The organism is Leifsonia sp. 10N434 (assembly GCF_056394405.1).
In genome coordinates, this window is record NZ_JBFTHV010000007.1 from 59,715 (window position 1) to 82,563 (window position 22,849).

23 protein-coding genes are annotated in these 22,849 nt (G+C 69.3%); 8 read left to right on the forward strand and 15 right to left on the reverse strand.

Going from position 1 to position 22,849, the window contains the following annotated elements:
- The first annotated feature begins 36 nt into the window (after positions 1 to 36).
- On the forward strand, positions 37 to 822 hold the full coding sequence (locus AC1DB1_RS16600; protein WP_271175612.1) for a DeoR/GlpR family DNA-binding transcription regulator: 786 nt from the start codon (positions 37 to 39) through the stop codon (positions 820 to 822).
- Positions 822 to 2,075 carry an N-acetylglucosamine-6-phosphate deacetylase gene (gene nagA / locus AC1DB1_RS16605; RefSeq protein ID WP_477201609.1) on the forward strand — a complete coding sequence of 418 codons (1,254 nt, stop codon included), beginning with the start codon at positions 822 to 824 and terminating at the stop codon, positions 2,073 to 2,075. Before AC1DB1_RS16600 ends, nagA (AC1DB1_RS16605) begins: the two co-directional genes overlap by 1 nt.
- A 279-nt stretch (positions 2,076 to 2,354) precedes the next feature.
- Here the strand turns inward: nagA (AC1DB1_RS16605) and AC1DB1_RS16610 are convergent, their stop codons facing one another.
- From AC1DB1_RS16610 to AC1DB1_RS16620, 3 genes are all read right to left on the reverse strand, one after another.
- Positions 2,355 to 3,572 carry an MFS transporter gene (locus tag AC1DB1_RS16610; RefSeq protein WP_477201610.1) on the reverse strand — a complete coding sequence of 406 codons (1,218 nt, stop codon included), beginning with the start codon at positions 3,570 to 3,572 and terminating at the stop codon, positions 2,355 to 2,357.
- A 120-nt stretch (positions 3,573 to 3,692) separates the two neighbouring features.
- Positions 3,693 to 4,277 carry a cysteine hydrolase family protein gene (locus AC1DB1_RS16615; protein ID WP_477201611.1) on the reverse strand — a complete coding sequence of 195 codons (585 nt, stop codon included), beginning with the start codon at positions 4,275 to 4,277 and terminating at the stop codon, positions 3,693 to 3,695.
- A complete protein-coding gene (locus tag AC1DB1_RS16620) occupies positions 4,274 to 5,746 on the reverse strand; it encodes a purine-cytosine permease family protein (protein WP_477201612.1) in 1,473 nt (490 codons plus the stop codon). The genes AC1DB1_RS16615 and AC1DB1_RS16620 overlap by 4 nt, the downstream gene beginning before the upstream one ends.
- A gap of 112 nt (positions 5,747 to 5,858) precedes the next feature.
- On the opposite strand from AC1DB1_RS16620, the gene purU reads away from it, so the two are divergent.
- The 3 genes from purU to nagA (AC1DB1_RS16635) are packed head-to-tail and all read left to right on the forward strand — an operon-like array spanning position 5,859 to position 8,326.
- Positions 5,859 to 6,743: a formyltetrahydrofolate deformylase gene (gene purU, locus AC1DB1_RS16625; RefSeq protein WP_477201613.1), complete on the forward strand. Its 885-nt coding sequence runs from the start codon at positions 5,859 to 5,861 to the stop codon at positions 6,741 to 6,743.
- A gap of 52 nt (positions 6,744 to 6,795) precedes the next feature.
- Positions 6,796 to 7,158 carry a YrdB family protein gene (locus AC1DB1_RS16630; protein ID WP_477201614.1) on the forward strand — a complete coding sequence of 121 codons (363 nt, stop codon included), beginning with the start codon at positions 6,796 to 6,798 and terminating at the stop codon, positions 7,156 to 7,158.
- 13 nt (positions 7,159 to 7,171) lie between these two features.
- On the forward strand, positions 7,172 to 8,326 hold the full coding sequence (nagA, locus tag AC1DB1_RS16635; RefSeq protein ID WP_477201615.1) for an N-acetylglucosamine-6-phosphate deacetylase: 1,155 nt from the start codon (positions 7,172 to 7,174) through the stop codon (positions 8,324 to 8,326).
- An 84-nt stretch (positions 8,327 to 8,410) separates the two neighbouring features.
- On the opposite strand, the gene nagB is transcribed toward nagA (AC1DB1_RS16635), so the two are convergent.
- From nagB to AC1DB1_RS16680, 9 genes are all read right to left on the reverse strand, one after another.
- Positions 8,411 to 9,196 (reverse strand): glucosamine-6-phosphate deaminase, encoded by a 786-nt coding sequence (nagB, locus tag AC1DB1_RS16640; RefSeq protein WP_271175620.1) that lies wholly within the window; start codon positions 9,194 to 9,196, stop codon positions 8,411 to 8,413.
- A complete protein-coding gene (locus AC1DB1_RS16645; protein ID WP_271175621.1) occupies positions 9,197 to 10,093 on the reverse strand; it encodes an ROK family protein in 897 nt (298 codons plus the stop codon).
- Positions 10,090 to 11,679 (reverse strand): glycoside hydrolase family 3 protein, encoded by a 1,590-nt coding sequence (locus AC1DB1_RS16650; protein ID WP_477201616.1) that lies wholly within the window; start codon positions 11,677 to 11,679, stop codon positions 10,090 to 10,092. Before AC1DB1_RS16650 ends, AC1DB1_RS16645 begins: the two co-directional genes overlap by 4 nt.
- Positions 11,676 to 12,587, reverse strand: coding sequence for a carbohydrate ABC transporter permease (locus tag AC1DB1_RS16655; RefSeq protein ID WP_271175623.1), 912 nt, complete (start codon positions 12,585 to 12,587; stop codon positions 11,676 to 11,678). The genes AC1DB1_RS16650 and AC1DB1_RS16655 overlap by 4 nt, the downstream gene beginning before the upstream one ends.
- On the reverse strand, positions 12,584 to 13,495 hold the full coding sequence (locus AC1DB1_RS16660; RefSeq protein WP_477201689.1) for a carbohydrate ABC transporter permease: 912 nt from the start codon (positions 13,493 to 13,495) through the stop codon (positions 12,584 to 12,586). The genes AC1DB1_RS16655 and AC1DB1_RS16660 overlap by 4 nt, the downstream gene beginning before the upstream one ends.
- Before the next feature lie 135 nt (positions 13,496 to 13,630).
- Positions 13,631 to 14,983 (reverse strand): extracellular solute-binding protein, encoded by a 1,353-nt coding sequence (locus AC1DB1_RS16665; protein WP_477201617.1) that lies wholly within the window; start codon positions 14,981 to 14,983, stop codon positions 13,631 to 13,633.
- 89 nt (positions 14,984 to 15,072) lie between these two features.
- Positions 15,073 to 16,194 (reverse strand): ROK family protein, encoded by a 1,122-nt coding sequence (locus AC1DB1_RS16670; protein ID WP_477201690.1) that lies wholly within the window; start codon positions 16,192 to 16,194, stop codon positions 15,073 to 15,075.
- 404 nt (positions 16,195 to 16,598) lie between these two features.
- Positions 16,599 to 17,090 (reverse strand): hypothetical protein, encoded by a 492-nt coding sequence (locus tag AC1DB1_RS16675; protein WP_477201618.1) that lies wholly within the window; start codon positions 17,088 to 17,090, stop codon positions 16,599 to 16,601.
- 169 nt (positions 17,091 to 17,259) lie between these two features.
- Positions 17,260 to 18,474, reverse strand: coding sequence for an NADP-dependent isocitrate dehydrogenase (locus tag AC1DB1_RS16680; RefSeq protein ID WP_271175626.1), 1,215 nt, complete (start codon positions 18,472 to 18,474; stop codon positions 17,260 to 17,262).
- Positions 18,475 to 18,656: 182 nt separating this feature from the next.
- Between AC1DB1_RS16680 and AC1DB1_RS16685 the strand changes: the two genes are divergently transcribed.
- Genes AC1DB1_RS16685 through AC1DB1_RS16695 form a run of 3 tightly spaced genes read left to right on the forward strand, consistent with a single transcriptional unit; the run spans position 18,657 to position 19,927 of the window.
- A complete protein-coding gene (locus AC1DB1_RS16685; protein ID WP_271175627.1) occupies positions 18,657 to 19,109 on the forward strand; it encodes a GNAT family N-acetyltransferase in 453 nt (150 codons plus the stop codon).
- Complete coding sequence (locus tag AC1DB1_RS16690; RefSeq protein ID WP_271175628.1) at positions 19,093 to 19,449, forward strand: MGMT family protein; 357 nt, start codon at positions 19,093 to 19,095, stop codon at positions 19,447 to 19,449. The genes AC1DB1_RS16685 and AC1DB1_RS16690 overlap by 17 nt, the downstream gene beginning before the upstream one ends.
- A 52-nt stretch (positions 19,450 to 19,501) precedes the next feature.
- Positions 19,502 to 19,927: a hypothetical protein gene (locus tag AC1DB1_RS16695; protein WP_477201619.1), complete on the forward strand. Its 426-nt coding sequence runs from the start codon at positions 19,502 to 19,504 to the stop codon at positions 19,925 to 19,927.
- A gap of 28 nt (positions 19,928 to 19,955) precedes the next feature.
- On the opposite strand, the gene AC1DB1_RS16700 is transcribed toward AC1DB1_RS16695, so the two are convergent.
- Genes AC1DB1_RS16700 through AC1DB1_RS16710 form a run of 3 tightly spaced genes read right to left on the reverse strand, consistent with a single transcriptional unit; the run spans position 19,956 to position 22,771 of the window.
- Positions 19,956 to 21,734 carry a sensor histidine kinase gene (locus AC1DB1_RS16700; protein ID WP_477201620.1) on the reverse strand — a complete coding sequence of 593 codons (1,779 nt, stop codon included), beginning with the start codon at positions 21,732 to 21,734 and terminating at the stop codon, positions 19,956 to 19,958.
- A gap of 1 nt (position 21,735) precedes the next feature.
- Positions 21,736 to 22,374, reverse strand: a complete 639-nt coding sequence (locus AC1DB1_RS16705) for a response regulator transcription factor (RefSeq protein WP_271175631.1) — start codon at positions 22,372 to 22,374, stop codon at positions 21,736 to 21,738.
- A gap of 49 nt (positions 22,375 to 22,423) precedes the next feature.
- On the reverse strand, positions 22,424 to 22,771 hold the full coding sequence (locus tag AC1DB1_RS16710; RefSeq protein ID WP_477201621.1) for a response regulator: 348 nt from the start codon (positions 22,769 to 22,771) through the stop codon (positions 22,424 to 22,426).
- Positions 22,772 to 22,849 lie beyond the last annotated feature (78 nt).

Below are 22,849 nucleotides of genomic sequence, written 5' to 3' on the forward strand. Positions count from 1 at the left end.
GACGACGCCTGCCGAGCGCTGCGCGAGGCTCCACCGATGAACCGTGCCGAGCGTCTGAACGCCGTGCTCGACCTGCTGGCCGAGTCCGGGCAGGTCGACGTGGACGACCTCGTGCTCAAGCTCGACGTCTCTGCGGCCACCGCGCGACGCGACCTCGACGCCCTCGCGTCGCAGCAGCTGCTCACCCGCACGCGTGGCGGGGCCATCGGCCAGTCTGTGGCGTACGACCTGCCCATCCGGTACAAGAAGGAGCAGCACGCGCCCGAGAAGCTGCGGATCGCCCTGGCGGCCAGCGCGCTCGTTCCGCGCGGCGCGGTCGTCGGCCTCTGCGGCGGCACGACCAGCACGGCCGTGGCGACGGTGCTCGGCTCGCGGCCCGACCTGATGGAGCCGTCCCCGCATCCGAACCTCACGGTCGTCACCAATGCGATCAACATCGCCGCGCAGCTCGTGATGCGCCCACAGATCAAGACGGTCGTCACCGGGGGCGTCGTGCACGCCCGCTCGTACGAGCTGGTGGGGCCGTACAGCGACGTCGTGCTCGAGAAGATCACGATGGACATCGCGTTCATCGGCGTGAACGGCATCGACCCGGTCGTCGGCGCCACCGTGCACGACGAAGGCGAGGCGAGCGTGAACTCGCTGATGGCCCGGCGCGCCACCCGCGCCGTGGTCGTCGCCGACTCCTCCAAGATCGGCCGCAAGGCCTTCGCGACACTCGGCGGCCCGAAGATCCTCACCACGCTCATCACCGACGACGGCATCACCGCCGAGCAACGCGCCGAGTTCGCCGACCACGGCGTCGAGGTGATCGTCGCGTAATGGGCACCGCTGACACAGGGCATCCGGACTCCGGCGCGCATCCCGTCCCCGGTACGCATCCGGTCACCGGAGCGCATCCCGTCACGGTCGTCCACTCGGCCAGGATCGTCACCGACGGGCGCGTGCAGAACGACGGTTGGGTGCGGTTCGAGCACGGTCGCGTTGCCGCCACCGGGTCGGGAAGCGGCTGGCGCGAGGGCGGCCGTGAGTCGTCGGAGGTGGGGGCGCCCGCCGATGTGGTGGATGCCGAGGGAGCCTGGCTCACCCCGGGCTTCATCGACATCCACAACCACGGCGGAGGCGGTGCCGCCTTCGATGACGGACCGGACGCCATCCGCACCGCCCTCGCGCTGCACCAGCAGCACGGAACGACCCGGTTCGTGATCTCGCTCGTGACTGCTCCTGTCGACGCGCTGGCCGAGCGGGTGGCCGCCGTCGCCGACCTCGTCGAGACGGACGAGCGCATCCTCGGCTCGCACCTCGAGGGGCCGTACCTCGACGCGGGTCACAAAGGCGCGCACGACCCGGCGCTGCTGCGCTCTGCGACCCCCGACGACATCGCTGTGCTCCTGGCGGCCGCCCGCGGGACGCTCCGCCAGATCACCCTCGCCCCCGAACTCCCGGGCGGCCTGGACGCGGTGCGCGCCTTCTCCTCGGCCGGGGTGGCCGTGGCAGTCGGGCACACCGGCGCCGACTACGACCAGACGCTCGCGGCCTTCGACGCCGGCGCGAGCATCCTGACGCATGCCTTCAACGGCATGGACGGCATCCACCACCGCGCGCCCGGTCCCGTCGCGGCCGCCGCGCGCACCCACGGCGTGACGCTCGAGATCATCAACGACGGCATCCATGTGCATCCGGAGGTCGTGAGGATGACATTCGCCTCGGCCCCCGGCCACGTCGCGCTGATCACGGATGCGATGGCCGCCGCCGGCTCCAGCGACGGCGACTACGTGCTCGGCTCCCTCGGCGTGACGGTCCGCGACGGCGTCGCCCGCCTCGCCGACGGCGGCTCGATCGCCGGATCGACCCTCACGCTCGACGACGCTCTCCGCCGCGCCGTGCGCGAGGTCGGTCTGCCCGTCGAGGACGCCGTGCTCGCCCTCACGGCCACGCCCGCACGCGCGATCGGCCGCGGCCACGACCTCGGCAGCCTCTCCCCGGGCTACGCGGCCGACGCCGTGCTGCTCGACGCCGACTTCCACGTCCGGCAGGTCTGGACCGCCGGAGCCCCCCTCGTCCCACTCCGTTGAGGGGCGGCAAACGCGTCTAAACACGCCGACGGAGCCTGCGTTCGCCACCCCTCAACGACGCACGAACGCGCCCAGCGCGCCCGGCGTGCCCGGCGTGCCCGCCCGAGACTTCGTGCCGGTGCCTGGTTATCCACAGTCCGGCACCGATCCGGATTCGTGAACGGTCACTCGTTGTCGCTTGCCGGCCGGGGTAGCCCTTCTACGCGACAACTACTGACCACTCACTCCGGGCTCAGGCGAGGTGAGGGCGCATAGGTGGGGGAGCTCGGTGCGCGCGGCTCAGGCCGCGAGCGCCCGCGCCCGCGTCATCCGGCCGATCACGAACACCAGTGCCAGCGAGACCACCAGCAGTCCGATGTAGAAGTACGGCAGCACCAGCAGGCCGCCGAGGTCGAAGATCACCGAGCCGAGCAGTGCTCCGCCGCCGATCCCGATGTTGAACGAGGTCGTGTAGAGCGCGCTGGCCGTGTCGCGGAACGCGGGGGAAGACGTGTGCAGCAGACGGGTCTGCAGCAGCGGCGGCAGGGCGCCGAAGGCAAGACCCCACAGCACGAACGCGCTGATGGCCAGGATGGGCATCGACGCGAAGACGGCGAGCGCCGCGACGGCCAGTCCGGTCACCACGAGCGCCAGCACCAGCCCGAGCTGCGGACGCGGACCGAAGACCGATCCTGCGATCACGAGGCCGGCGGCCCCGGCGATGCCGTAGAAGAACAGGAGTCCGCCGACGCTCGCGGCGGGCACGCCCATCGCATCGGTGAGGAACGGCACCACGAACGTGTAGAAGGAGTAGTGGCCGATCATGGTGACGGCCGCCACCAGGCACACCATGATGACGGCGACGATGGTCGGGTCCTTCGGGCGGACGACGCCGCGCTCGCGTTTCGGGTGCGCCTCGTCGTCGCGCTCGACCTTCGGCAGGAACTTCCACACGACGGCCGCGCCGACGAGCATGAGCACCGCCAGGAACACGAACGACAGCCGCCAGCCGAACAGGTGGCCGGCGAAGGTGCCGAGCGGCACACCGAAGACGAAGGCCAGGGTGCCGCCGCCGAGGGTGATCGAGACGGCGCGGCCGATCTGCTCCTTGGGCACGAGGTGCCCGGCGTAGGCGCCTACGATCGACCAGAACATGCCGTGCGCGATGCCGCCGATGATGCGCGAGACGACGACGAACGTATAGTCGGGCGCGATCGCGGTGAGCAGGTTGCTGATGGCGAGCACCACGAGGATGCCGACGATCATCCCGTGCCGCGGCCACCGCCGGGTGAGGGCGGTCAGCGGCGTGCTGGTGATGACGACTGTGAAGGCGAAGACCGTCACCAGGAGGCCGATCTGCGCCTCGCTCACGCCCAGGGACGCGCTCATATCGGGCAGCAGCCCGGTGGGGATCATCTCGCTGGTGACAGAGAGGAAGACGGCCCCGGCGAGCGCGATGAGCCCGACCCAGGGGAATTTCTGTACGGTCTTGAGTGGCGACGTTGAAGTGGCAGACATGACGAAGCTGTCCAACGAACGGCGTTCCCCGCACGGTTCGGGTTCTCCACGAACGGCAGGTCGACTACGCGCTGATGTGCGCGCCCAGGGCCGCTCGAGAACCGGCGACCACGGAACAGTTTACCGGATGCCCGCGGTCGCGCGCTGGGAGTCCGTGATCTCGATCAGCGGGGCGTACAGCGCCATCGCGTCGAGGGCGCGCTGGTGGTCGGCGTCGCTGAGCCCCGCGCACGCATCGGCGGCGACCCTGACCCGGATGCCCGCATCCGCCGCGGCGAGCGCCGTCGACAGCACGCAGCAGTCGGTGGAGACGCCGGCCAGCACGATGTCGTCGCTCCCGCCGGTGGCGTCCGCGAGCGCCGCGCCCCACTTGCCGAACGTGGTCTCGGTGACGACCCGCGGCCCGTGCCCGGCCTCGGCCTCGGCCTCGGCCTCGGCCAGCGCCGTACCGAACGGCTCGACGAGATCGTAGAGGGGATCATCCGGCGCCACGAGCGCGAACGGCCACTGCTCGTAGTACGGCACCCACGCACCGACCGGATGCTCGGGTGCGACGAACCGGGTGAAGACGACGCGCTCCCCGAACGCCGGGAGCATCCGCTCGATCGTCACCGCGGCCTCGGCGAAGCGGGGCGTGAACCAGTAGCTCGCCGGGTCGCCGAAGATCCGCTGCATGTCGATGACGACCAGCACCGGATCGGTCACCGCTCCTCCTGGCTGCGCACGGCCCTCGCCGAGAAGATCAGGGTGCCGAGGTACCCCACCAGCAGCGCGACGAGCACGCCGAGGTTCGCGAACGCCCAGTCGCCCTCCTTGCCACCGAGCCCGAACGGCGCGAGCAGGTAGCCCTGCCAGGCGAGCCACGGCGCATACGTGTTGGTGACCAGCCCCCAGCCGAGCACCGTGCCGAGCACGATGAGCCCGATCGGCAGCCAGCGCACGCTCCCGTACCGTCCACGCGCGTCGTAGAGCTCCTTCTCGGCGTAGTCCCTCTTGCGCAGCTGGATGTCAGCGATGAAGATGCCGCACCACGCGGCGATCGGCACGCCGAGCGTGATGAGGAAGCCCTGGAAGGGTCCGAGGAAGTCACCGGCGAAGAACACGACGTAGATGGCGCCGGCCGTCATGATCACGCCGTCGATGCCCGCCGCGACGAACCGCGGCACGCGCACCCCGACGCTGAGCAGCGCCAGCCCCGAGGAGTAGATGTCGAGCACGGCGCCGCCGACCAGTCCGAGCACGGCGACGATCACGAACGGCACCAGGAACCAGGTGGGCAGCAGCGAGGCCAGTGCGCCGATCGGGTCGGCCGCGATGGCGGTGTTGAGTTCCTTCGACGAACCCGCGAGCAGGATGCCGAAGATCAGCAGGATCACCGGAGCCAGCGACGACCCGAACGTGGTCCAGCCGACGACGCCGGAGCTCCGCGTAGCCCGCGGGAGGTAGCGCGAGTAGTCGGCCGCCGCGTTCACCCAGCCCAGGCCGAAGCCGGTCAGCATGAACACGAACCCGCCGATGACGTGCGGCACATCGCCGGCCGGCAGCGCGGCGACGGCTCCGAGATCGATGTGGCCGAGCACGAGCACGATGTAGACGACGGTGAGCACACCGGTGACGATCGTGATGATCATCTGCATCCGCATGATCAGGTGGAACCCGATGACGCCTCCGACGATGATGAGCGCGGCCACGACGATGAGCGCGACGACCTTGGTCGCGATGCCGCCCTCCCAGCCCAGCTGGGTGAAGACGGTCGCCGTCGCGAGCACGGCGAGCGCCGTGAGCACCGTCTCCCAGCCCACGGTGAGCAGCCACGACAGCAGGGAGGGCACCCGGTTCCCGTTCACCCCGAATGCCGCCCGGCTCAGCACCATCGTCGGCGCCGACCCGCGCTTGCCCGCGAGCGAGATGAACCCGCAGAGCAGGAACGAGATCACGATGCCGACGACGCCGACGATCGTCGCCTGCCAGAAGGAGATGCCGAAGCCGAGCAGGAAGGAGCCGTACGCGAGGCCGAACACCGACACGTTCGCGCCGAACCACGGCCAGAACAGGTCACGCGCGCGACCCTTGCGCTCGCTCTCGTGGATGGTGTTGAGACCGTTCAGCTCCACTCCGAGCGCCTGAGCGGGCGCGGGGGGCGCGTCGGGTCTGTCCTCGCCAAGGCTTGTCATGCACCGATCCAACTTCACCGCGCCCCTCCCCGTCAATGGCGGCGGATGGCACGCGAGCAGTACGACGAGGGCCTCGCCAAACCAAGGACGCGGATCCCGCTACCCTGAACGGGTGACCGACACCACCGCGAACGCTGCCGCCGAGGCCCAGCCCAACCACTGGGTGCTCACCTTCAGTTGTGCCGACAAGCCGGGCATCGTGCACGCCGTCAGCGGCGCGATCGTCGCGGCCCGCGGCAACATCACCGAGAGCCAGCAGTTCGCGAGCAGCGACACGGGCCGCTTCTTCATGCGCCTGCAGGTGGAGTCGGAGGCGACGCGCGACGAGTTCGAGCAGGCGCTCGCGCCCGTCGTCGCGAGGTTCGGGATGTCGCACAAGGTCGACAACGTCGGTCGCCCGCTGCGCACCCTGGTGCTCGCCTCCACCGCGGCCCACTGCCTCAACGACCTCCTGTTCCGCCAGCGCGCCGGGCAGCTGCCGGTCGAGCTGCCCCTCGTGCTCTCCAACCACGGGACCCTGCGCGACCTCGCCGGGTTCTACGGCGTGCCGTTCGAGTCGCACCCCGTCACGGATGCGGCGAGCAAGGCCGCCTTCGAGGCGCGCGTGCTCGAGGCGGTCGATGAGCACGACATCGAGCTCGTCGTACTGGCGCGCTACATGCAGATCCTCTCCCCCGAGCTCTGCGAGCGCCTCGCAGGGCGCGCGATCAACATCCACCACTCGTTCCTTCCCGGCTTCAAGGGCGCCAACCCGTATCGCCAGGCGCACGCCCGCGGCGTCAAGCTCATCGGTGCGACGGCGCACTTTGTGACGAGCGATCTCGACGAGGGCCCGATCATCGAGCAGAACGTCGTGCGCGTCGACCACTCGCGCAGCGTCTCCGAACTGGTCGCCATCGGCCAGGACGAGGAGAGCCGCACGCTCACCCAGGCGGTGAAGTGGTTCGCCGAGGACCGCGTGCTGCTCGACGGCGCGCGCACGATCATCTTCCGCTGAGACGCGCGAGACCGCACCGGGCCGCAGGTTCGAGCCCGCTTAGAATGGCCTGGTGACCGACGCACCGACCCCGCAGAGCGACATCAAGATCTCCCCGAACGACGTCATCCGGTTTCTGCTGGAGCTGTTCGCGATCTTCTCGCTCGGTTTCTGGGGCTTCGTGGCCTGGCCCCTCCCCTGGAACATCGTGGTCGGCATCGGCGCTCCGCTCATCGCGATCGTGCTCTGGGCCCTGTTCCGGTCGCCGAAGGCCGTGCTGCGCGTCGACCCGTTCGTCAAGGCGCTCGTCGAGATCGTGGTGATGCTGGCCGCCGCGTTCGCGTGGTGGGATCTCGGCCAGCCCGTGGTGGCGATCGTCTTCGCCGTCATCGCAACCGTGAGCGGCGTGATCAACGGACGCGCCGAATTCCGATGAAAGGCAGCATCGCATGACCGGACTCGTCGTCCACAGCGCCCGCAAGATCGACGCGGACGGGCTGGTCGACGACTTCTGGTTCGTCGCCGACGGCGACACCATCAGAGCCACCGGATCCGGCACCGGCTGGCACGCGGCAGCGCAGGCGCCCGGCCGCGAGATCGTCGACGCGGGCGGCCACTGGCTGACGCCCGGGTTCATCGACCTGCACTGCCACGGCGGCGGAGGTCACCCGTTCGACGACGGCCCCGAGCAGATGCTGGAGGGCCTCGCGACCCATCGTGCGCACGGCACGACGAGATCGCTCGTCTCGCACGTCGCCAATCCGCTCGCCGCGCTCCGGGAGAGCCTGTCCATCGTCGCCGAGCTGACCGCGAACGACCCGCTGGTGCTCGGATCGCACCTCGAGGGGCCCTTCCTGGCCATCGAGCGACGGGGCGCGCACGACGCCGCGTTCCTCCGCGAGCCCGGCCCCGAGATGGTCGAGCAGTTGATCGGCGCCGCACGCGGCACGCTGCGGCTGGCGACCATCGCGCCGGAGCTCTCGAACGCGCTCGAGACGATCGGGGTGCTGATCGAGGCGGGCGCGGTCGTCGGCATCGGCCACACGGCCGCGGACTACGAGCAGGCGACCCGCGCGTTCGAGGTCGGCGCTCGGGTGCTCACCCACGCCTTCAACGCGATGAACGGCATCCACCACCGGGCGCCGGGGCCGATCGTCGCGGCGTTCGAGAACCCGGATGTGACGCTCGAGCTGATCCTGGACGGCCTGCACGTGCATCCGAAGGTCGCCAAACTGGCGTTCACGGCGGCTCCCGGCCGGGTCGCGCTCGTCACCGACGCGATGGCGGCCGCCGGCGCGACCGACGGCGACTACCGGCTCGGCTCGCTGAACGTGACGGTGCACGACGGGCTCGCGGTGCTCTCCGGCACGCAGACCATCGCCGGCTCGACCCTCACGCAGGATGTCGCGCTGCGCAACGCGGTCGAGCTCGTCGGTCTCGAGCCCGCCCGCGCCGTCGAGGCGCTCACGCTCACGCCCGCGCGGGTGCTCGGCGAGGACCACCGGCTCGGCCGGCTGCACGCGGGCTACGCGGCCGACGCCGTGATCCTCGACCACGAGTGGAACGTGCGACGCGTCTTCGCCGCCGGCCTGCCGCTGGTCTGACCCGCCGCCGACGCCGTCGAGTCCGGGAGAAATCGCGCGCCCCGCCGGAGGGCGGACGATTTCTCCCGGACTCGATTACTGCGGCTAGAGCGTCTGCCAGGCGGGCTTGTTCGCGTAGGCGTAGCGGTAGTACTCGATGTTCTGCAGCCGGGAGGCAGCGGCCTCGTCGACGATCACCGTGACGTGCGGGTGCAGCTGGATGGCCGATCCCGGGTTGCTCGCCGACACGGGGCCCTCGACGGCGCCGGCGACGGCCTCCGCCTTGCCCTCGCCGAACGCGAGCAGCAGCAGGTGCTTCGCGCGCAGGATCGTGCCGAGCCCCTGCGTGATGCAGTGCATCGGCACGTCGGCCTCTGAGGGGAAGAATCGCGCGTTGTCGCGGCGGGTCTGCTCGGTGAGCGTCTTGACGCGCGTCGCGGATGCGAACGACGAACCCGGCTCGTTGAAGCCGATGTGGCCGTCGGTGCCGATCCCGAGGATCTGCACGTCGACGCCGCCCGCCTCGGCGATCGCGCGCTCGTAGTCGGGCCCGGCGTGCTCGATGCCGTCGATCGCGCCGTTCGGAACGTGGATGAGCGACGGGGTGAGGCCGAGCGGCTCCACGACCTCGCGGGTGATCACCGAGCGGTACGACTCGGGGTGGTCGGCGGGCAGCCCGACGTACTCGTCGAGCGCGAATCCGCGCACGTGGGCGACGTCGATGCCCGTCTCCGCGACCCGCGCGGTGAGCGCACGGTACAGTGCGAGCGGGGTCGAGCCGGTCGCGAGGCCGAGCACGGCATCCGGTCGGCTCGCGATGAGGTCGACGATGGACTGCGCGGCGAGTTCGCCCGCCTGCTTCTGGTCGGGTACGACGACGATCTCTGCCACTTAGCTCTCTCCCACGAGGGCCGCGCCGATGGCGGCGGCCGGTGAACCTTCCGGAATGAGGCGCACGCGCTCGGGAAGCGAGAGCGACGCCAGGAACGGCGACGCCTGCGCCCACTCGTCGAGCACCTCGTGGACATCGCACAGCAGCCGGTCCCCGAGATGGCTCAGGCCACCTCCGATGACGACGGAATCGACATCGACGGTCAGCACGAGGACCCGCACCGCGGAGGCGATGCCCGCAGCCAGCCTAGCCTTGATGGCCCTCGCCTCGGGGTCGCCGTCGGCGGCTGCGGCGAACAGCGAGCGAACAGGAAGTGGATCGTCGGTGCGCCACTGGCGCGCGACCCCCGACCCGCTCGCGACCGTCTCGAGGCAGCCGCGCTGACCGCACGCGCAGATCACGCCGTTGGGGTCCACCGGGATGTGCCCGATCTCCCCGGCGATACCGTCGGCGCCGCGCCACAGCCGCCCGTCGACCACGATCCCGGCGGCGAGTCCGGTGCCGAGGTTGAGGTACGCCATCGTGCCGTCGAGTCCCATCAGGTGGTACGCGCCCACCGCGGCGGCCTTCACGTCGTTCTCGATGCGCACCCCGACGCCGAGGCGTCCGGCCAGCTCTCCGCCGAGCTCGAGACGCTCGAGGCCCAGGTTCACCGCGTGGGCGACGTGCCCGGAGGCGCTGTCGACCATGCCGGGGATGCCGATGCCGATCGATTGGAACCCGCTCGCGGGCAGCCCGGTGAGCTCGCCGATCCGCGCGACGGCGGCGACGGCCGTCTCGACGACGGCGATCGATCCGAAGCCCGTGGCCAGCCGGATGCGCTGGGACAGGCCGCCCGCATCGTCGATGGCCACCGCATCCGTCTTGGTGCCACCGATGTCGATCCCGAGCCTCACGAGCCGGATTCCAGGTACGCGAGCAGGGCGCGGCCGACCAGGCGGGAGGCACCGAAGGTGGCGACGTCGGCATAGGCGCGGTCGTCGCTCGGCCAGCCCATGTCGACCACGAGCACACGGTCGCGCTCGGCGCGCAGCCGATCGATCGCCGCGCGGGCGAAGGCGTGCCGGTGGTTGTCCTTGCCGATCACGAGCACCGGCGACTTGGCCGCGAGCACGAGATCCGGATGGTCGCCCTCGGTGAACACGACGAGCGGGTTCTGCTCGAAGGCGCGCGCGACGGCGGACTCCGGGTCGGCAGCGGCCTCCGCGAACGGCCCCCACGGGGCGACGCCGACGGCGATGTTCGCCACGGTGTCGATGCGCACGATCGAGTACGGTCCGCGGTTGGCGGCGACCCACTCGGCCGCGTGCGGCGCGATGTCGAAGGTCGAGATGGCCGCGGCGATGTCGACTGGGTCGATGGCGCCGGCGAACGGATCGGCGGGAATCGGCTTCTGCGCGCTCTCTGCGTGCAGATCGGCGGCGAGTGCGAGCACGCGCTCGGCCGCCTGCGCGACCCGGGCGGCGCTCAGCCGGCCGTCGGCGATCGCGGCGACCACCGCATCCTCGATCTGCCCGAGCTGTTCGTCGGTGTTCTCGGTCCCGACGCAGAGCAGGTCGCAGCCGGCGGCGAGCGCCAGCACGGCGGCCGGCGGGATGCCCGTCTCGCCGCTCGCACCCTTCATGTCGAGCGCGTCGCTGACCACGACGCCGTCGAACCCGAGCTCACCGCGCAGGAGCCCCTCGATGATCGTGGGGCTGAAGGTGGCTGGACGCTCGGCGTCCAGCTGCGGCAGCAGGATGTGCGAGGTCATCACGCTGCGCGCGCCGGCCTCGATGACGGCGCGGAACGGACGGAGCTCGCGCTCCCGCAGCCGCTCGAGCGAGAGGTCGACCTCCGGCAGCACGAGGTGCGAGTCCTGCGCCGTGTCGCCGTGCCCGGGGAAGTGCTTGGCGCACACGGCGACGCCGGCGGACTGCAGCCCGCGCGTCCACGCGGCGCCCTGCTCGGCGACCACAGCCGGCGACGAGCCGAAGCTGCGCACGCCGATGACGGGGTTGTCCGGGTTCGAATTGATGTCGACATCCGGCGCGAAGTCGAGGTTGCAGCCGGCGCGACGCAGCTCCCAGCCGACGCGCTGCGCCACCGACTCGGTGTACGCGGCGTCGCCACGGCGCCCGAGAACGGCGTTGCCGGGATACGGCGATCCTGTGCCGTAGTACAGGCGCGTGACGTCGCCGCCCTCCTCGTCGATCGCGACGATCGCATCCGGATTCGCGGCGTAGATCGCGTCGGTCAGCGCGCGCAGCTGGGTGAGCGAGGTGATGTTCGGACCGAACACACACACCCCGCCCAAGCCGTTGCGCAGGCGAACGGCGAGCCAGTCCGGCAGCGTCGTCCCCACGAAGCCCGGGAGCAGTGTCGCTGCCACCTGGCGGCGGAGATGCGCGAGCGGCGTGGTGCTGTCGGCGGCTGCGTGCTGCTCAGTGGCGGAGGTCTGGTCGGTGGCGGCGTGCTGGTCGGTGGCGGAGGGCCCGCTCACCCCTTGACCGCCCCGCTGACGAGCCCGCTGGTCATCCGGCCCTGCACGAACAGGAAGAAGATGATCACCGGAACGGCCACGAGCGTGGACGCGGCCATGACCTGGCCCCAGTCGGTCGCCCGTGAGGCGGACTGCTGGATGAAGCCGCGCAGCCACAGGGGCAGCGTCTGGCTCGAGTTCTCCTGCAGGATGACGAGCGCGACGGTGAACTCGTTCCACGCCTGGAGGAACGCGTAGACACCGGATGCGACGAGCCCGGGGGCCAGCAGCGGGAAGGTGATGCGCATGAACGCCTGCGTGCGGCTGAGACCGTCGACCATTGCGGCCTCTTCGAGGTCGGCCGGGATGCCGGCGACGAAACCGCGCAGCATCCAGATGGTGAACGGCACGACGGCGGCGATGTAGATGATGCTCACGCCGAGCACGGTGTTGAGCAGGTTGAGGCTGCCCATCAGCTTGTACTGGGCGATGAACAGGCCCTCGGCCGGCAGCATCTGGATGAGCAGCACGGCGAGCACGAACGACTTGCGGCCGCGGAACTTGAACCGGCTGATCGCGAGGGCCGCGAGGAACGCGAACACGATGCAGAACACCACGGTGACGATGGCGATGATGAGGCTCATGCCGAGCGCGGGGAAGAACGTGCCGCCGTTGATGACCGCGGCGAAGTTGTCCCACGAGCCGCCGAACGGCAGCCAGGTCGGGGTCGTGTTCTGCAGCACCACGTTGGGCAGCAGCGACGAGTTCACCATCCAGTAGACGGGGAACACCCAGATCAGCGAGATGACGACGCCGACGATGCCGAGGATCACGCGCGACGGCTTGATCTTCTGGCGGAGCTTGCGAGCGGGGGCGGGAGCGGCGGAATCGGCCGCCGACTCCACGCGGGTCGAGGTGACAGCACTCATGACTCGTCCTCCTTGAGCAGATTGCGCACGTAGAACCAGCTGATCGCGATGGTCAGGATGAGCACGAAGACCGAGACGGCGCTCGCCATCGCGAAGTCGCTGGAGCCGACGCCGAGCTGATAGATGTACGTGCCGAGCAGGTTGGTCTCGCTGGCGATGGAGCCCTTGTCCTGCAGCAGCTTGATCTGGGTGAAGACCCTCAGGTCCCAGATGATCTGCAGCAGCAGCACGATGCCGAGCACGGGCCGGATGATCGGCAGGATGATGTACCGCAGCCGCTGGAAGCTCTTGGCGCCGTCCATCTGCGCGGCCTCGAGCACCTCGCCCGAGACCTGCGTGAGGCCGGCGAACACCGAGAACGCCACGAACGGGACGCTCATCCAGACCACGATCACCATCGCGACGAAGAAGAACGAGAGCGGGTTCTGCAGCCAGTTGTGGTTCTGGAAGTCCAGGCCCCACGACGTCAGGGTGTAGTTGACGATGCCGCGGCGCCAGTCGAACAGCCAGTTCCACACCGTCATCGCGGCGACGACCGGCATCGCCCAGGCGAGGAGCATGGAGATCTGGATGATGATGCGCACGGCCTTGTTGACGGCGTTCATCAGGAGAGCGAGTCCGATGCCGATGACCACCGTGACGAACGCGGTGACGAGACAGAACGCGATCGAGCGGGCCACGACGACCCACATGTACGAGTCGGAGAACAGGGTGATGTAGTTCTCGAACCAGACGAAGGGGGCCGGCTGGCCGAACTGCTGGGCGAGCCCGAAGCTCTGCATCGAGGTGATGAGCTGCCACACGATGGGATAGCCCAGCGCGAGGATGAGGATGGCGACGGAGGGGATGAGCAGGGCGTACGGGGTGAACTGGAAGCGCTTCCTGCGCTGCGGCGTCGCCTGCGGGATGCGCGGCGCGGTGTTCACGGACGGGGTCTGCCGGGTGGTGGTCACGTCTGTCCTCCTTCCTGAAAGTCTGAGGGCAGGAGCAGGGGCGCGGAAGGTCGTTCCGCGCCCCCGACTGCCGGGTGTTACGGGTGGGTGCTACTTGTTCTTGACGTTCATCAAGGCGTTGAGCTTGGTGTTGTACTCCTGCGCCAGTGCCTTGAGGTCGGTCGAGTCCTTGATCTTGCTGAAGAACTCTTCCATCACGTTGCCCGCCTCGACAGCGGCCCAGCCGGGAGCGGCCGGGGTCAGCTTCGAGTTCGACGCCGACGCGATGAGCGCCTTCGCGAACTGGTCGTCGCCGAGCGAGGAGGTGTACTTGCTGTTCGCCGGGCCGAGGCCGTTCTTGCCGAGCATCTCCTGGTAGTCCTTCGAGAAGATGATCTTCAGGAGGGTCTTGGACAGGCCCGGGTTCTTGCTCTTGGCCGAGATGCCGATGTTGGAGCCACCGGCGAACACTGGAGCCGGCTTGCCGTCGTTGCCCGGGAGCGCGAACGTGCCGAACGTGTCGTCGTTCCAGGTGCGGACGACCTTGCCGTCCTTGGTGGAGGCGTCACCGATCGACCAGTGCGCCCAGCCCGGAGCCATGATGGTCGCGGCCGAGAGCGACGTGTCCGACGTCTTCTTGCCGGCGGCGTCGAGGATCTGGTCGCTGTCGTTCAGGTAGATGTACTGGTTCGAGTCCTTGGCGTCGTTCGGAGCCTTGGACGCGTTCTTGTACAGCTCCTGCAGCTGCTGCAGACCCTTCAGCGATCCCTCGGAGTCGAGCGTGCCGACCCACTTGCCGTCCTCCTTCTTCGCGATGTCGCCACCGTTTGCGAAGATCCAGGAGATCCCGTTGCGCCAGTCCTGGCCGCCGAGGTAGAAGCCCGAGAAGTCCTTGATCCCCTTCGGGTTCTTGGCGGTGATGGTCGCGACGTCGGTGTTGAACTGGTCGAGCGTCGTGGGAACCTGCACGCCCGCCGCGCTCCAGACATCCTTGCGGTAGAACGCGTAGCGCGAACCGAAGTAGTACGGGAGCGTGTAGTTCTTGCCGTCCACCTTGCCGGCCTCGACGAAGGACGGCAGGAGGTCGGAACCGCCGAGGTCCTTGTACATGTCGGAGATGTCGAGGAAGGCGCCGACGTTGGTGAAGGTCGGCGACTGGGTGTTGCCGATCTCGGTGACGTCGGGGGTGTTGTTCGCGTCCGGAAGCGACGTCGTCAGCTTGGTGACGATGTCTCCCCAGTCCTGCTGCTGGATGTTGAGGGTCGCGCCGGTCTCCTTCTTGAACTCCGTCTTGAGGTAGGCGCGCAGCGGGTCGGGAGTGTCGGCGCCGACGAGCCAGAGGGTGACCGTCTTACCCTTGCCGTCCGTGCTGGGTGCGCTTGCGCCGCCTCCGGCGGAGCATCCGGCGAGCACGAGAGCGGAAGCCGTAGCCACAGCGGCGAGGCCGACGAGCTTTCTCTTCATTGCTGTTCCTTTCTTCGATGTCGATGTGTGCGATTGCCACACCGTTGGTGCTGGGGTCGATGATTCGATTCGGTTCGGGCGGTGCTGTGTTACGAGACCCCGAGTTGTCCGGAGAGGACGAGTACGGCCGCGCCGCGCAGAACGATGTCCTGCCCCTGCGTGGTCATCCGCAGCGTGAGATCGCCGTGGAATTCGGCCATCGTCCTGCTGCGGAGCGTTTGGATGGTCGCCTCGGCGAGTGCGCCATCGAGTAGTTCTGCCGGACCGCTCAGCACGATCTCCGAGAGATTGAGCGCTCCGACGACGGGGGCGAGGGCGATGCCGAGGCGCTGCCCTGCCTCCCGCAGGATGGGGGCGGCGTCCGAGCCGGCCGCTTCGGCCTCCCGGATGCGCTGCTGGAGCTGCGGCACGCTGAGCCAGTGCTCGAGCACCTGGTCGCGGTTGTACGTGGCCTCCAGCCCGAGGTCGGTGCCGACCATCACCTGGCCGATCTCGCCGGCGGCGAAGCGGCTGCCGTAGACGAGTGCGCCGGCGACGAGCAGCCCGGCGCCGACACCGTGGCCGACCGTGACGAGCATCATGTCGCCCGCAGCGTCGCCGTAGCCGTGCTCGGCGAGCACCGCGACGTTCGCGTCGTTGGCCACGACCACCGGATGCCCGGTGTGCGCCTGCAGCCGCTGCTGCAGTGCTTCGTCGACCCAGCCCAGGTTCGGGGCGGTCAGCACGGTTCCGGTCAGGTCGACGACACCGGGCGACCCGACGCCGATGCCGATGATCGGCGCCGTGGTGAGGGTGAGCAGGCGATTGACGAGCTGAACGACCTTCGCGATCGCGTCGTCGCCGGTCGCACTCTCGAGCGGAACGTCCGCGCGCTCGAGGATGGTGCCGTCGAGGTCCATCACGGCGCCGCGGAAGGTGGCGTGCTCGCTCAGGTCGAGGCCGACGATCTGGTACGCGGTGCGGTTGATGTCGAGCAGCACGGCCGGCTTGCCAGGACGGGCCGGCTTGCCGGGGCGGGCGGACTCGCGCTGCCCGAGCTCGATGACGAGGCCCTCGGCGAGCAGTTCGGCGACGAGGTCGGAGATGGTGACGCGGGTCAGTCCCGTCTCACGGGCGATGTCGGCGCGGCTGCGCTCCCCCGAGCGGTACAGCGTCTGCAGCACGAGGGAGCGGTTGTGGCTGCGCGCGTGCTCGGGGAGGACCTTGACCATGGGGCGAAGCGCGCGGCCAGGGGCGAAGCCCGGAGTGGCGGCGGGCGCGGTGGCAAAACCAGGAGCGGCGGCCGCTGCCGTGACGACGGGGACGCCGGGCACTGCGCCGGGCACGGGCCCGGTCGCTGTGCTGCGTTGCACATCCGATGTCGTCATGTTTGTTAGTAAAGCTTACGAACAAAATGAATGCAAGCCTTCGGCCGCCATTTCCCCACGCTTTACCGACTTGTAACATTCGCGCCGCTCGCGATCCACGCCCGAAACACGGGCGCGCCGGCGCGCTGCCCGCCGATCGTGCGCAAACGCGCACCGCGCGACACGCGTCGTGCGATTGCGCACGACACGAGTCAGCGGCGGCACGCGTCAGCGGCGGCACGCGTCAGCGGCGCTGCGCGTCAGCAGAGCTACGCGCACTCGGCCTGCACGGCCTGGAACTTGGCCGCGAGGGCCTCGGCCTTGCTCTTGACGGCGGTGACGTCGATCGACGTCGGGTCGCTGATCGCCTTGTCGATGTACGCGGCGTAGTCGTGGATCGCCGTGGCCGCCGACGACGTGACCTTCTTCACATCGACGTTGCCGACCTTCTGGTCGATGGACTGCACCGCGACGTCGACCTTCTTCAGCAGCGCGGCGGCCTTCGACGGATCGTTCATCACCGACGCGGCCTCGCCCTGCAGCTTCGCCACACTCGTGAAGCCGTTCGTGACGACGGCGCAGGCCTCCGCGTGGGTCTGCGAGGCGGGCGCCGATACCGAAGCCGATGCCGAAGCCGACGCGCTGGCGGACGGCGTGGGGGTCGAACTCGCCTTCGGGGCGGCGGCCGAGCATCCGGTCAGGGTGACAACCGTCGCGAGAACGGCGGCGGCGATCGAGAAGCGGGTTGCGTTCGTGGTCATCTCATCCTCATCTCGCGGCGCACGACGGCGACCGCGTTCGAAGCTCCCCCAGAGGCAGAGCGCATTCCACGAACCTAACCGACGACGGAGCGCAGGCCCAATCGCCGACGAACGCACGAAGGGCCCGGCGGGATGCTCCCACCGGGCCCTTCGACAGCGCGGACCGGGCTCAGCCCAGGCGTGCCTGCAGGTTGTCGCTCAGCGTCGCGAGGAACTCCTCGGTCGTCTGGTACGGCTGGTCCGGGCCGACCAGGAGCGCGAGGTCCTTGGTCATCTTGCCCGACTCGACCGTCTTGATGACGACGTCTTCGAGGGTGTGCGTGAAGTCGATCAGGTCCTGGTTGCCGTCGAGCTTGCCGCGGTGCGCGAGACCGCGCGTCCAGGCGTAGATCGAGGCGATCGGGTTGGTCGAGGTCGGCTTGCCCTGCTGGTGCTGACGGTAGTGGCGCGTGACGGTGCCGTGCGCGGCCTCCGCCTCGACGACCTTGCCGTCGGGCGTGGTCAGCACGCTGGTCATCAGGCCGAGCGAGCCGAAGCCCTGCGCGACGGTGTCGGACTGCACATCGCCGTCGTAGTTCTTGCACGCCCAGACGTAGCCGCCCTCCCACTTGAGGCTCGAGGCGACCATGTCGTCGATGAGGCGGTGCTCGTAGGTGAGGCCGGCGGCGTCGAACTTGTCCTTGTACTCGGTGTCGAACACCTCCTGGAACAGGTCCTTGAAGCGGCCGTCGTAGGCCTTGAGGATCGTGTTCTTGGTCGAGAGGTACACGGGGTACTGACGGTCGAGACCGTAGTTGAACGAGGCGCGCGCGAAGTCGCGGATCGACGCGTCCTGGTTGTACATGCCCATCGCGACGCCGGCGCCGGGGGCCTGGTAGACCTCGAACGTGCGGGCTTCGCTGCCGTCGGCCGGCTGGAAGCTCATGGTCAGCGTTCCCGGGCCGTCGAAGGTGAAGTCGGTGGCGCGGTACTGGTCGCCGAAGGCGTGACGGCCGATGACGATCGGCTTGTTCCAGCCGGGCACCAGGCGCGGGATGTTCGAGATGATGATCGGCTCGCGGAAGACGACGCCGCCGAGGATGTTGCGGATGGTGCCGTTGGGGCTGCGCCACATCTTCTTGAGGCCGAACTCCTCGACACGCGCCTCGTCGGGCGTGATGGTGGCGCACTTGACGCCGACACCGTGCTTCAGGATGGCGTTGGCAGCATCGACGGTGATCTGGTCGTCGGTCTCGTCGCGCTTCTGGATGCCGAGGTCGTAGTACTCGAGGTTCACGTCGAGGTACGGGTGGATGAGCGAATCTTTGATGGACTGCCAGATGATGCGGGTCATCTCGTCGCCGTCGAGTTCGACGACCGTGCCGTCAACCTTGATCTTTTCCAATGGATCTCCTCAAGTCTGTGCCATCTTTTGGCCGACAACAGCTTACCCGAGCCGACCAACTATCTTGACGTCGAGACAAATCTTCCCGGCATCCTCACGGCGCCTATGGATCCGCTGTCAGCGGACGATGTCCTCCTCCGGCCGACTATGCTTGCGCGTCGGCCGCACGTTACCCTGTCGCTATGGCTGAGTTGAGACTTGAAGAGTTGAGCGCGTCGAACATCGTGGCGGCGAACGCTCTCAGCTTGAAACCGGGTCAGGAGCAGTTCGTGTCGCCGGTGTCGTACTCGGCCGCCGCCGTGGTCAGCAACCCGGCGACCTCCTGGCAGCGCGTCGTTCTCGACGGCGACATGGTCGTCGGATTCATCATGGGCAACTTCGACCCGGATGCCGAGCACGAGGAGTTCCGCTCCATCCTGTGGCGCATCAACGTCGACGCCGACGACCAGGGCCGCGGAGTCGGAACCTTCGCGGTGCGGGCGCTGGCGGACGAGGCGCGCCGTCGCGGTCTCAGCCGGCTCTTCGTCATCTGGGAGTCCGGCGAGCTCGGCCCCGAGCAGTTCTTCATCCGCAGCGGGTTCAACCCGGCGGGCGAGACGCAGTACGGCGAGACGATCGGTGCCCTCGAGCTCTGAGCCGGCTCCCGACGAGCCACCGTTCGTCGAACGCGTGCTCGCCGTGGTCGACAGCATCCCGCCCGGTCGCGTCATGACCTACGGCGACGTCGCGGCCGTCCTCGGCTCCCGCGCCGCCAGGATGGTCGGCCAGATCATGGCGTACTACGGGTCGGATGTGCCGTGGTGGCGCGTAGTGCGGGCGAGCGGGCATCCGGCGGCGAACCACGAGCACATCGCGTTGCAGCACTACCGCGCGGAGTCCACGCCGCTGCTCGGCGTCGGGTCGAGCGCCTACCGCGTCGACCTGCGGACGGCACGCTTCGATCCCGCCGACGAAGATCATCCGAACGACCGATGAACCGCACAGCTTGATGCGCTTGACTGAACGTCTACCGTTCTGTTGCTCTGGAGTGTCTGTGCACCGTTTTCGTCTCGTCGCCGCTGTCATCTCTGCGTCCGTCGTCACCATCGGCCTCTCCGGATGCTCCGTCGTGAGCGCGTTCGCCCCGCACGTGGACGCCGCCATCTTCGACACCGCGAAGGAGCTCACGCCCAGCGCGACCAAGGCCTTCGGCTCGCCGACCTTCATCCCGGCCGACGCCACGATCATCCGCGTCGACTACGACACGCAGAACGCGGCCGCGATCCTCACCTACACCTCGAAGACGCACTTCGTGAAGGGCACCTGCGAGAAGCCGGCCGACATCCCGAAGCCGGCGGTGCAGGACAGCTGGTGGCCCACGGCGGGCGTTCCCGCGAAGGCCGTGAGCTGTCCAGGGGGATGGTCCGCCTTCACCATCGGCAACCAGGTGTACGCGGCGCGACCGGCGGCTTGAGGCACAGCCGGCAGCGGGCATCCCTCAGCTATCCGGCCGCCACCGGCACCGGGATCGTCAGCTCGATGATCGTGCCGAGCCCGACCACCGACTGCACCTCGGCGTGACCGTCGACCGCCTCGACGCGGTCGCGGACGCCTTCGAGCCCGCCGCCCGCCTCGATGCGGGCACCGCCGCGGCCGTCGTCCTTCACGATCACCGACACCGTGCCGTCCGTGCGTGTCACCGTGACGGCGCAGTTGCGCGCGGCCGCATGCTTCGCCGCGTTCGTGAGGCACTCGGCGACCGAGAAGTAGATCGTCTCCTCGATGACCTCGCTGAGCCGGTCGTCGCCGGTGTCGACGCTCACCTCGACCGAGAGGTGGCTGCGCAGCGCCAGCTCCTCGATGGCCGAGCGCAGGTCTCCGTCGGTGAGCACGGTCGGGTGGATGCCGCGGGCGAGCTCGCGCAGTTCGCGGAGCGCATCGGCGAGCTGGTCGGACGCGCGCTCGAGGTCGGCGACCACCTCGTCGTTACCGGCCGTCTGCGCCTTGGTCGCCGCGATCCTCAACCCGATCGCCAACGACACCAGCTGCTGCTGCGAGCCGTCGTGCAGGTCGCGCTCGAGCCGGCGACGGGCCAGATAGCCCTCCTCGACGATGCGCAGGCGCGATTCCCTGACCTCCTGCAGCGTGCGCTCCAGGCGCTGCCGGAGCCGGTCGTTGTCCACCGAGAGGAGCAGCGCCGACGACACGGCGTCGAGCAGCCGGGCATCCTGGCTGAGGGCGACGTCGTGCTCGATGAGCGCGATCGGTCCCTGATCGGAGTCGATGGCGAGGGTCGAGCGGCCCGGCCGATCCCGCGACGCCCCGTCGGGCATCCGCTCGCCGTCGGAGGTCTCGTACCCCCTCAGCTGCTCGTCCCACCAGTACACGCGCAGGGAGTTGTCGTGCAGCGTGCGCGCCAGGCTCGTCTCCCAGAGCGCGCGGTCCACCTTGTCGCGGGCCACGATGACGAGGTCGGCGACGCGTGACCGCAGCCCGCGCGCGTAGAGCACTCCCCCGACGAACGCCGGCGGGATGAAGGCGATCGCGATGGGCGGGATGAACTGCAGCCAGCCGCTCTCCCAGCCGAAGGCGAAGCTCAGTGAGTCCTGCACCGTGCCGTAGCACCAGAGCAGGATGGCGAGCGGCATCACGAAAGCGACGCGGCGCGCGGGAAGTGTGCTGAGGAACCAGCGCATCGTCAGCCGCACCGCGACCGTGAGCATGAGCGCCAGCCCGACGGCGCGCCAGGCGACGCCGAGCCAGAAGTCGGCGTCGTCGCTCGGCAGCACCGCGTACACGTTGGTGGCGCAGTCGCACTGCACCGGCGAGGGCGACGAGAAGCACAGGATGCCGGCGAACCGCACGATGAAGGCGACGAAGACCGCGATCACCAGTCCTCGGTCGAAGCGTGCGACCAGTCGACCGGTCGGGTACACCAGCACCAGGATGCCGACCAGCGGCGCCCACAGGTCGGTCACGCCCTCGACCAGCGGCCAGAGCCAGCCGTCCGGGCGGGTCGCGGGGTACCACGCGCCCGCCGCCCAGAAGAAGGAGGCGCCGACCATGAGCCAGCCGGGCACGGGACTGCGCACGATCCGCCAGGCGATGATCGCGCAGACCGCGTAGTCGAGCCCGACGACGATGAAGACGATGCCCCAGCCGATGCCCTGCGGCCGCGGCCCGTACTCGCCGGTGACGGCGCTGACGACCTGGGCGGCGACGTTCGAGGCGATCGCGATGATGACGGCGAGCGCGCGGACCGTGATGCGGGCGGCGTTCATCTCAGCTGTCCCGGCCGAGGAACCGCAGAACCGCCAGCACGCGCCGATGACCCTCGGAGGTGTCTTCGACGTCGAGCTTCGACATGATGTGCCCGATGTGCGACTCGACCGTGCGCAGGCTCAGGTGCAGGTCCGCCGCGATGCCCGCGTTCGATTTGCCCTCCGCCATCAGCCGCATCACGTCGCGCTCGCGTGCGGAGAGGGCGTCGAGCGAGGCCGCGGCCGTGCGCCCGCTGACGAGCAGTGCGACAACCTCCGGGTCCACCACGGATCCGCCGGCCGCGACGCTGCGCACCGCGTTCACCAGCGTCCCGGCATCCGCGACCCGGTCTTTGAGCAGGTAGCCCGTTCCGCTGCCGGCGCTCATGGCCCGGATGGCATATGCCGCGGTCGTGTACATCGACAGCAGCAGCACCCCCACCGATGAACCGGATGCGCGCAGCTCCTCGAGCGCGCGCAGCCCTTCGTCCGTGTGGGTCGGCGGCATCTTGATGTCGAGCACGACCGCGTCGATGGCGGGATCCCCCGCTACCACCTGGAGCAGCTCCTCAGCCGTGTCGACGGAGGAGACGACCTCGACTCCACCGGCGCGCAGGATTTGGCCGATCCCCTCGCGCAACAGCACCGCGTCGTCGGCCACGGCGACTCTCAGTGCGCGAGATCCGTGCCCTGAGCCCGCTCCCACGCGCTCACCTTAGCAGGCTGCGTATCGCCTCGCCGCTCAGTTCCGCCTTGGCGATGAAGCCCTCCGCCCCGCTCTCCAGGATGCGGCGGCCGTAGTCCGCGGATGCCCGGCTGGAGGTGAGCACGACCGCGGCGCCGGTGGCGTGCATGTCGTTCACCAGGTCGAAGCCGTTGGCGTCGGGAAGGCCGACGTCGAGGAGCACGACGTCGGGTGCGAGGCGCCGGCTCAGCTCGATCCCCCCGCGGCCCGTGTCGGCGTCGCCGACGACGGTGAACCGTTCGAGCTTGAGGAGTTCGGTCGCCTGGGCGCGGAATCGTGCGTGGTCGTCGACGATCACAACACGGAGGCACATGCCGATAATCATGGCCCGGAACAGGTCCCCGCGTCATCCGTGCTACCACGCACCGAAGTATGGTGACCCCCCGGATGC

What these genes read in the sequence shown, in the direction of transcription:
- AC1DB1_RS16600 (WP_271175612.1), top strand. Translation starts at nt 37, where the DNA reads ATGAACCGTGCCGAGCGTCTGAACGCCGTGCTCGACCTGCTGGCCGAG.
- nagA (WP_477201609.1), top strand. Translation starts at nt 822, where the DNA reads ATGGGCACCGCTGACACAGGGCATCCGGACTCCGGCGCGCATCCCGTC.
- AC1DB1_RS16610 (WP_477201610.1), bottom strand. Translation starts at nt 3,572, where the DNA reads ATGTCTGCCACTTCAACGTCGCCACTCAAGACCGTACAGAAATTCCCC.
- AC1DB1_RS16620 (WP_477201612.1), bottom strand. Translation starts at nt 5,746, where the DNA reads ATGACAAGCCTTGGCGAGGACAGACCCGACGCGCCCCCCGCGCCCGCT.
- nagA (WP_477201615.1), top strand. Translation starts at nt 7,172, where the DNA reads ATGACCGGACTCGTCGTCCACAGCGCCCGCAAGATCGACGCGGACGGG.
- AC1DB1_RS16655 (WP_271175623.1), bottom strand. Translation starts at nt 12,587, where the DNA reads ATGAGTGCTGTCACCTCGACCCGCGTGGAGTCGGCGGCCGATTCCGCC.
- AC1DB1_RS16665 (WP_477201617.1), bottom strand. Translation starts at nt 14,983, where the DNA reads ATGAAGAGAAAGCTCGTCGGCCTCGCCGCTGTGGCTACGGCTTCCGCT.
- AC1DB1_RS16670 (WP_477201690.1), bottom strand. Translation starts at nt 16,194, where the DNA reads ATGGTCAAGGTCCTCCCCGAGCACGCGCGCAGCCACAACCGCTCCCTC.
- AC1DB1_RS16675 (WP_477201618.1), bottom strand. Translation starts at nt 17,090, where the DNA reads ATGACCACGAACGCAACCCGCTTCTCGATCGCCGCCGCCGTTCTCGCG.
- AC1DB1_RS16685 (WP_271175627.1), top strand. Translation starts at nt 18,657, where the DNA reads ATGGCTGAGTTGAGACTTGAAGAGTTGAGCGCGTCGAACATCGTGGCG.
- AC1DB1_RS16700 (WP_477201620.1), bottom strand. Translation starts at nt 21,734, where the DNA reads ATGAACGCCGCCCGCATCACGGTCCGCGCGCTCGCCGTCATCATCGCG.
- AC1DB1_RS16710 (WP_477201621.1), bottom strand. Translation starts at nt 22,771, where the DNA reads ATGTGCCTCCGTGTTGTGATCGTCGACGACCACGCACGATTCCGCGCC.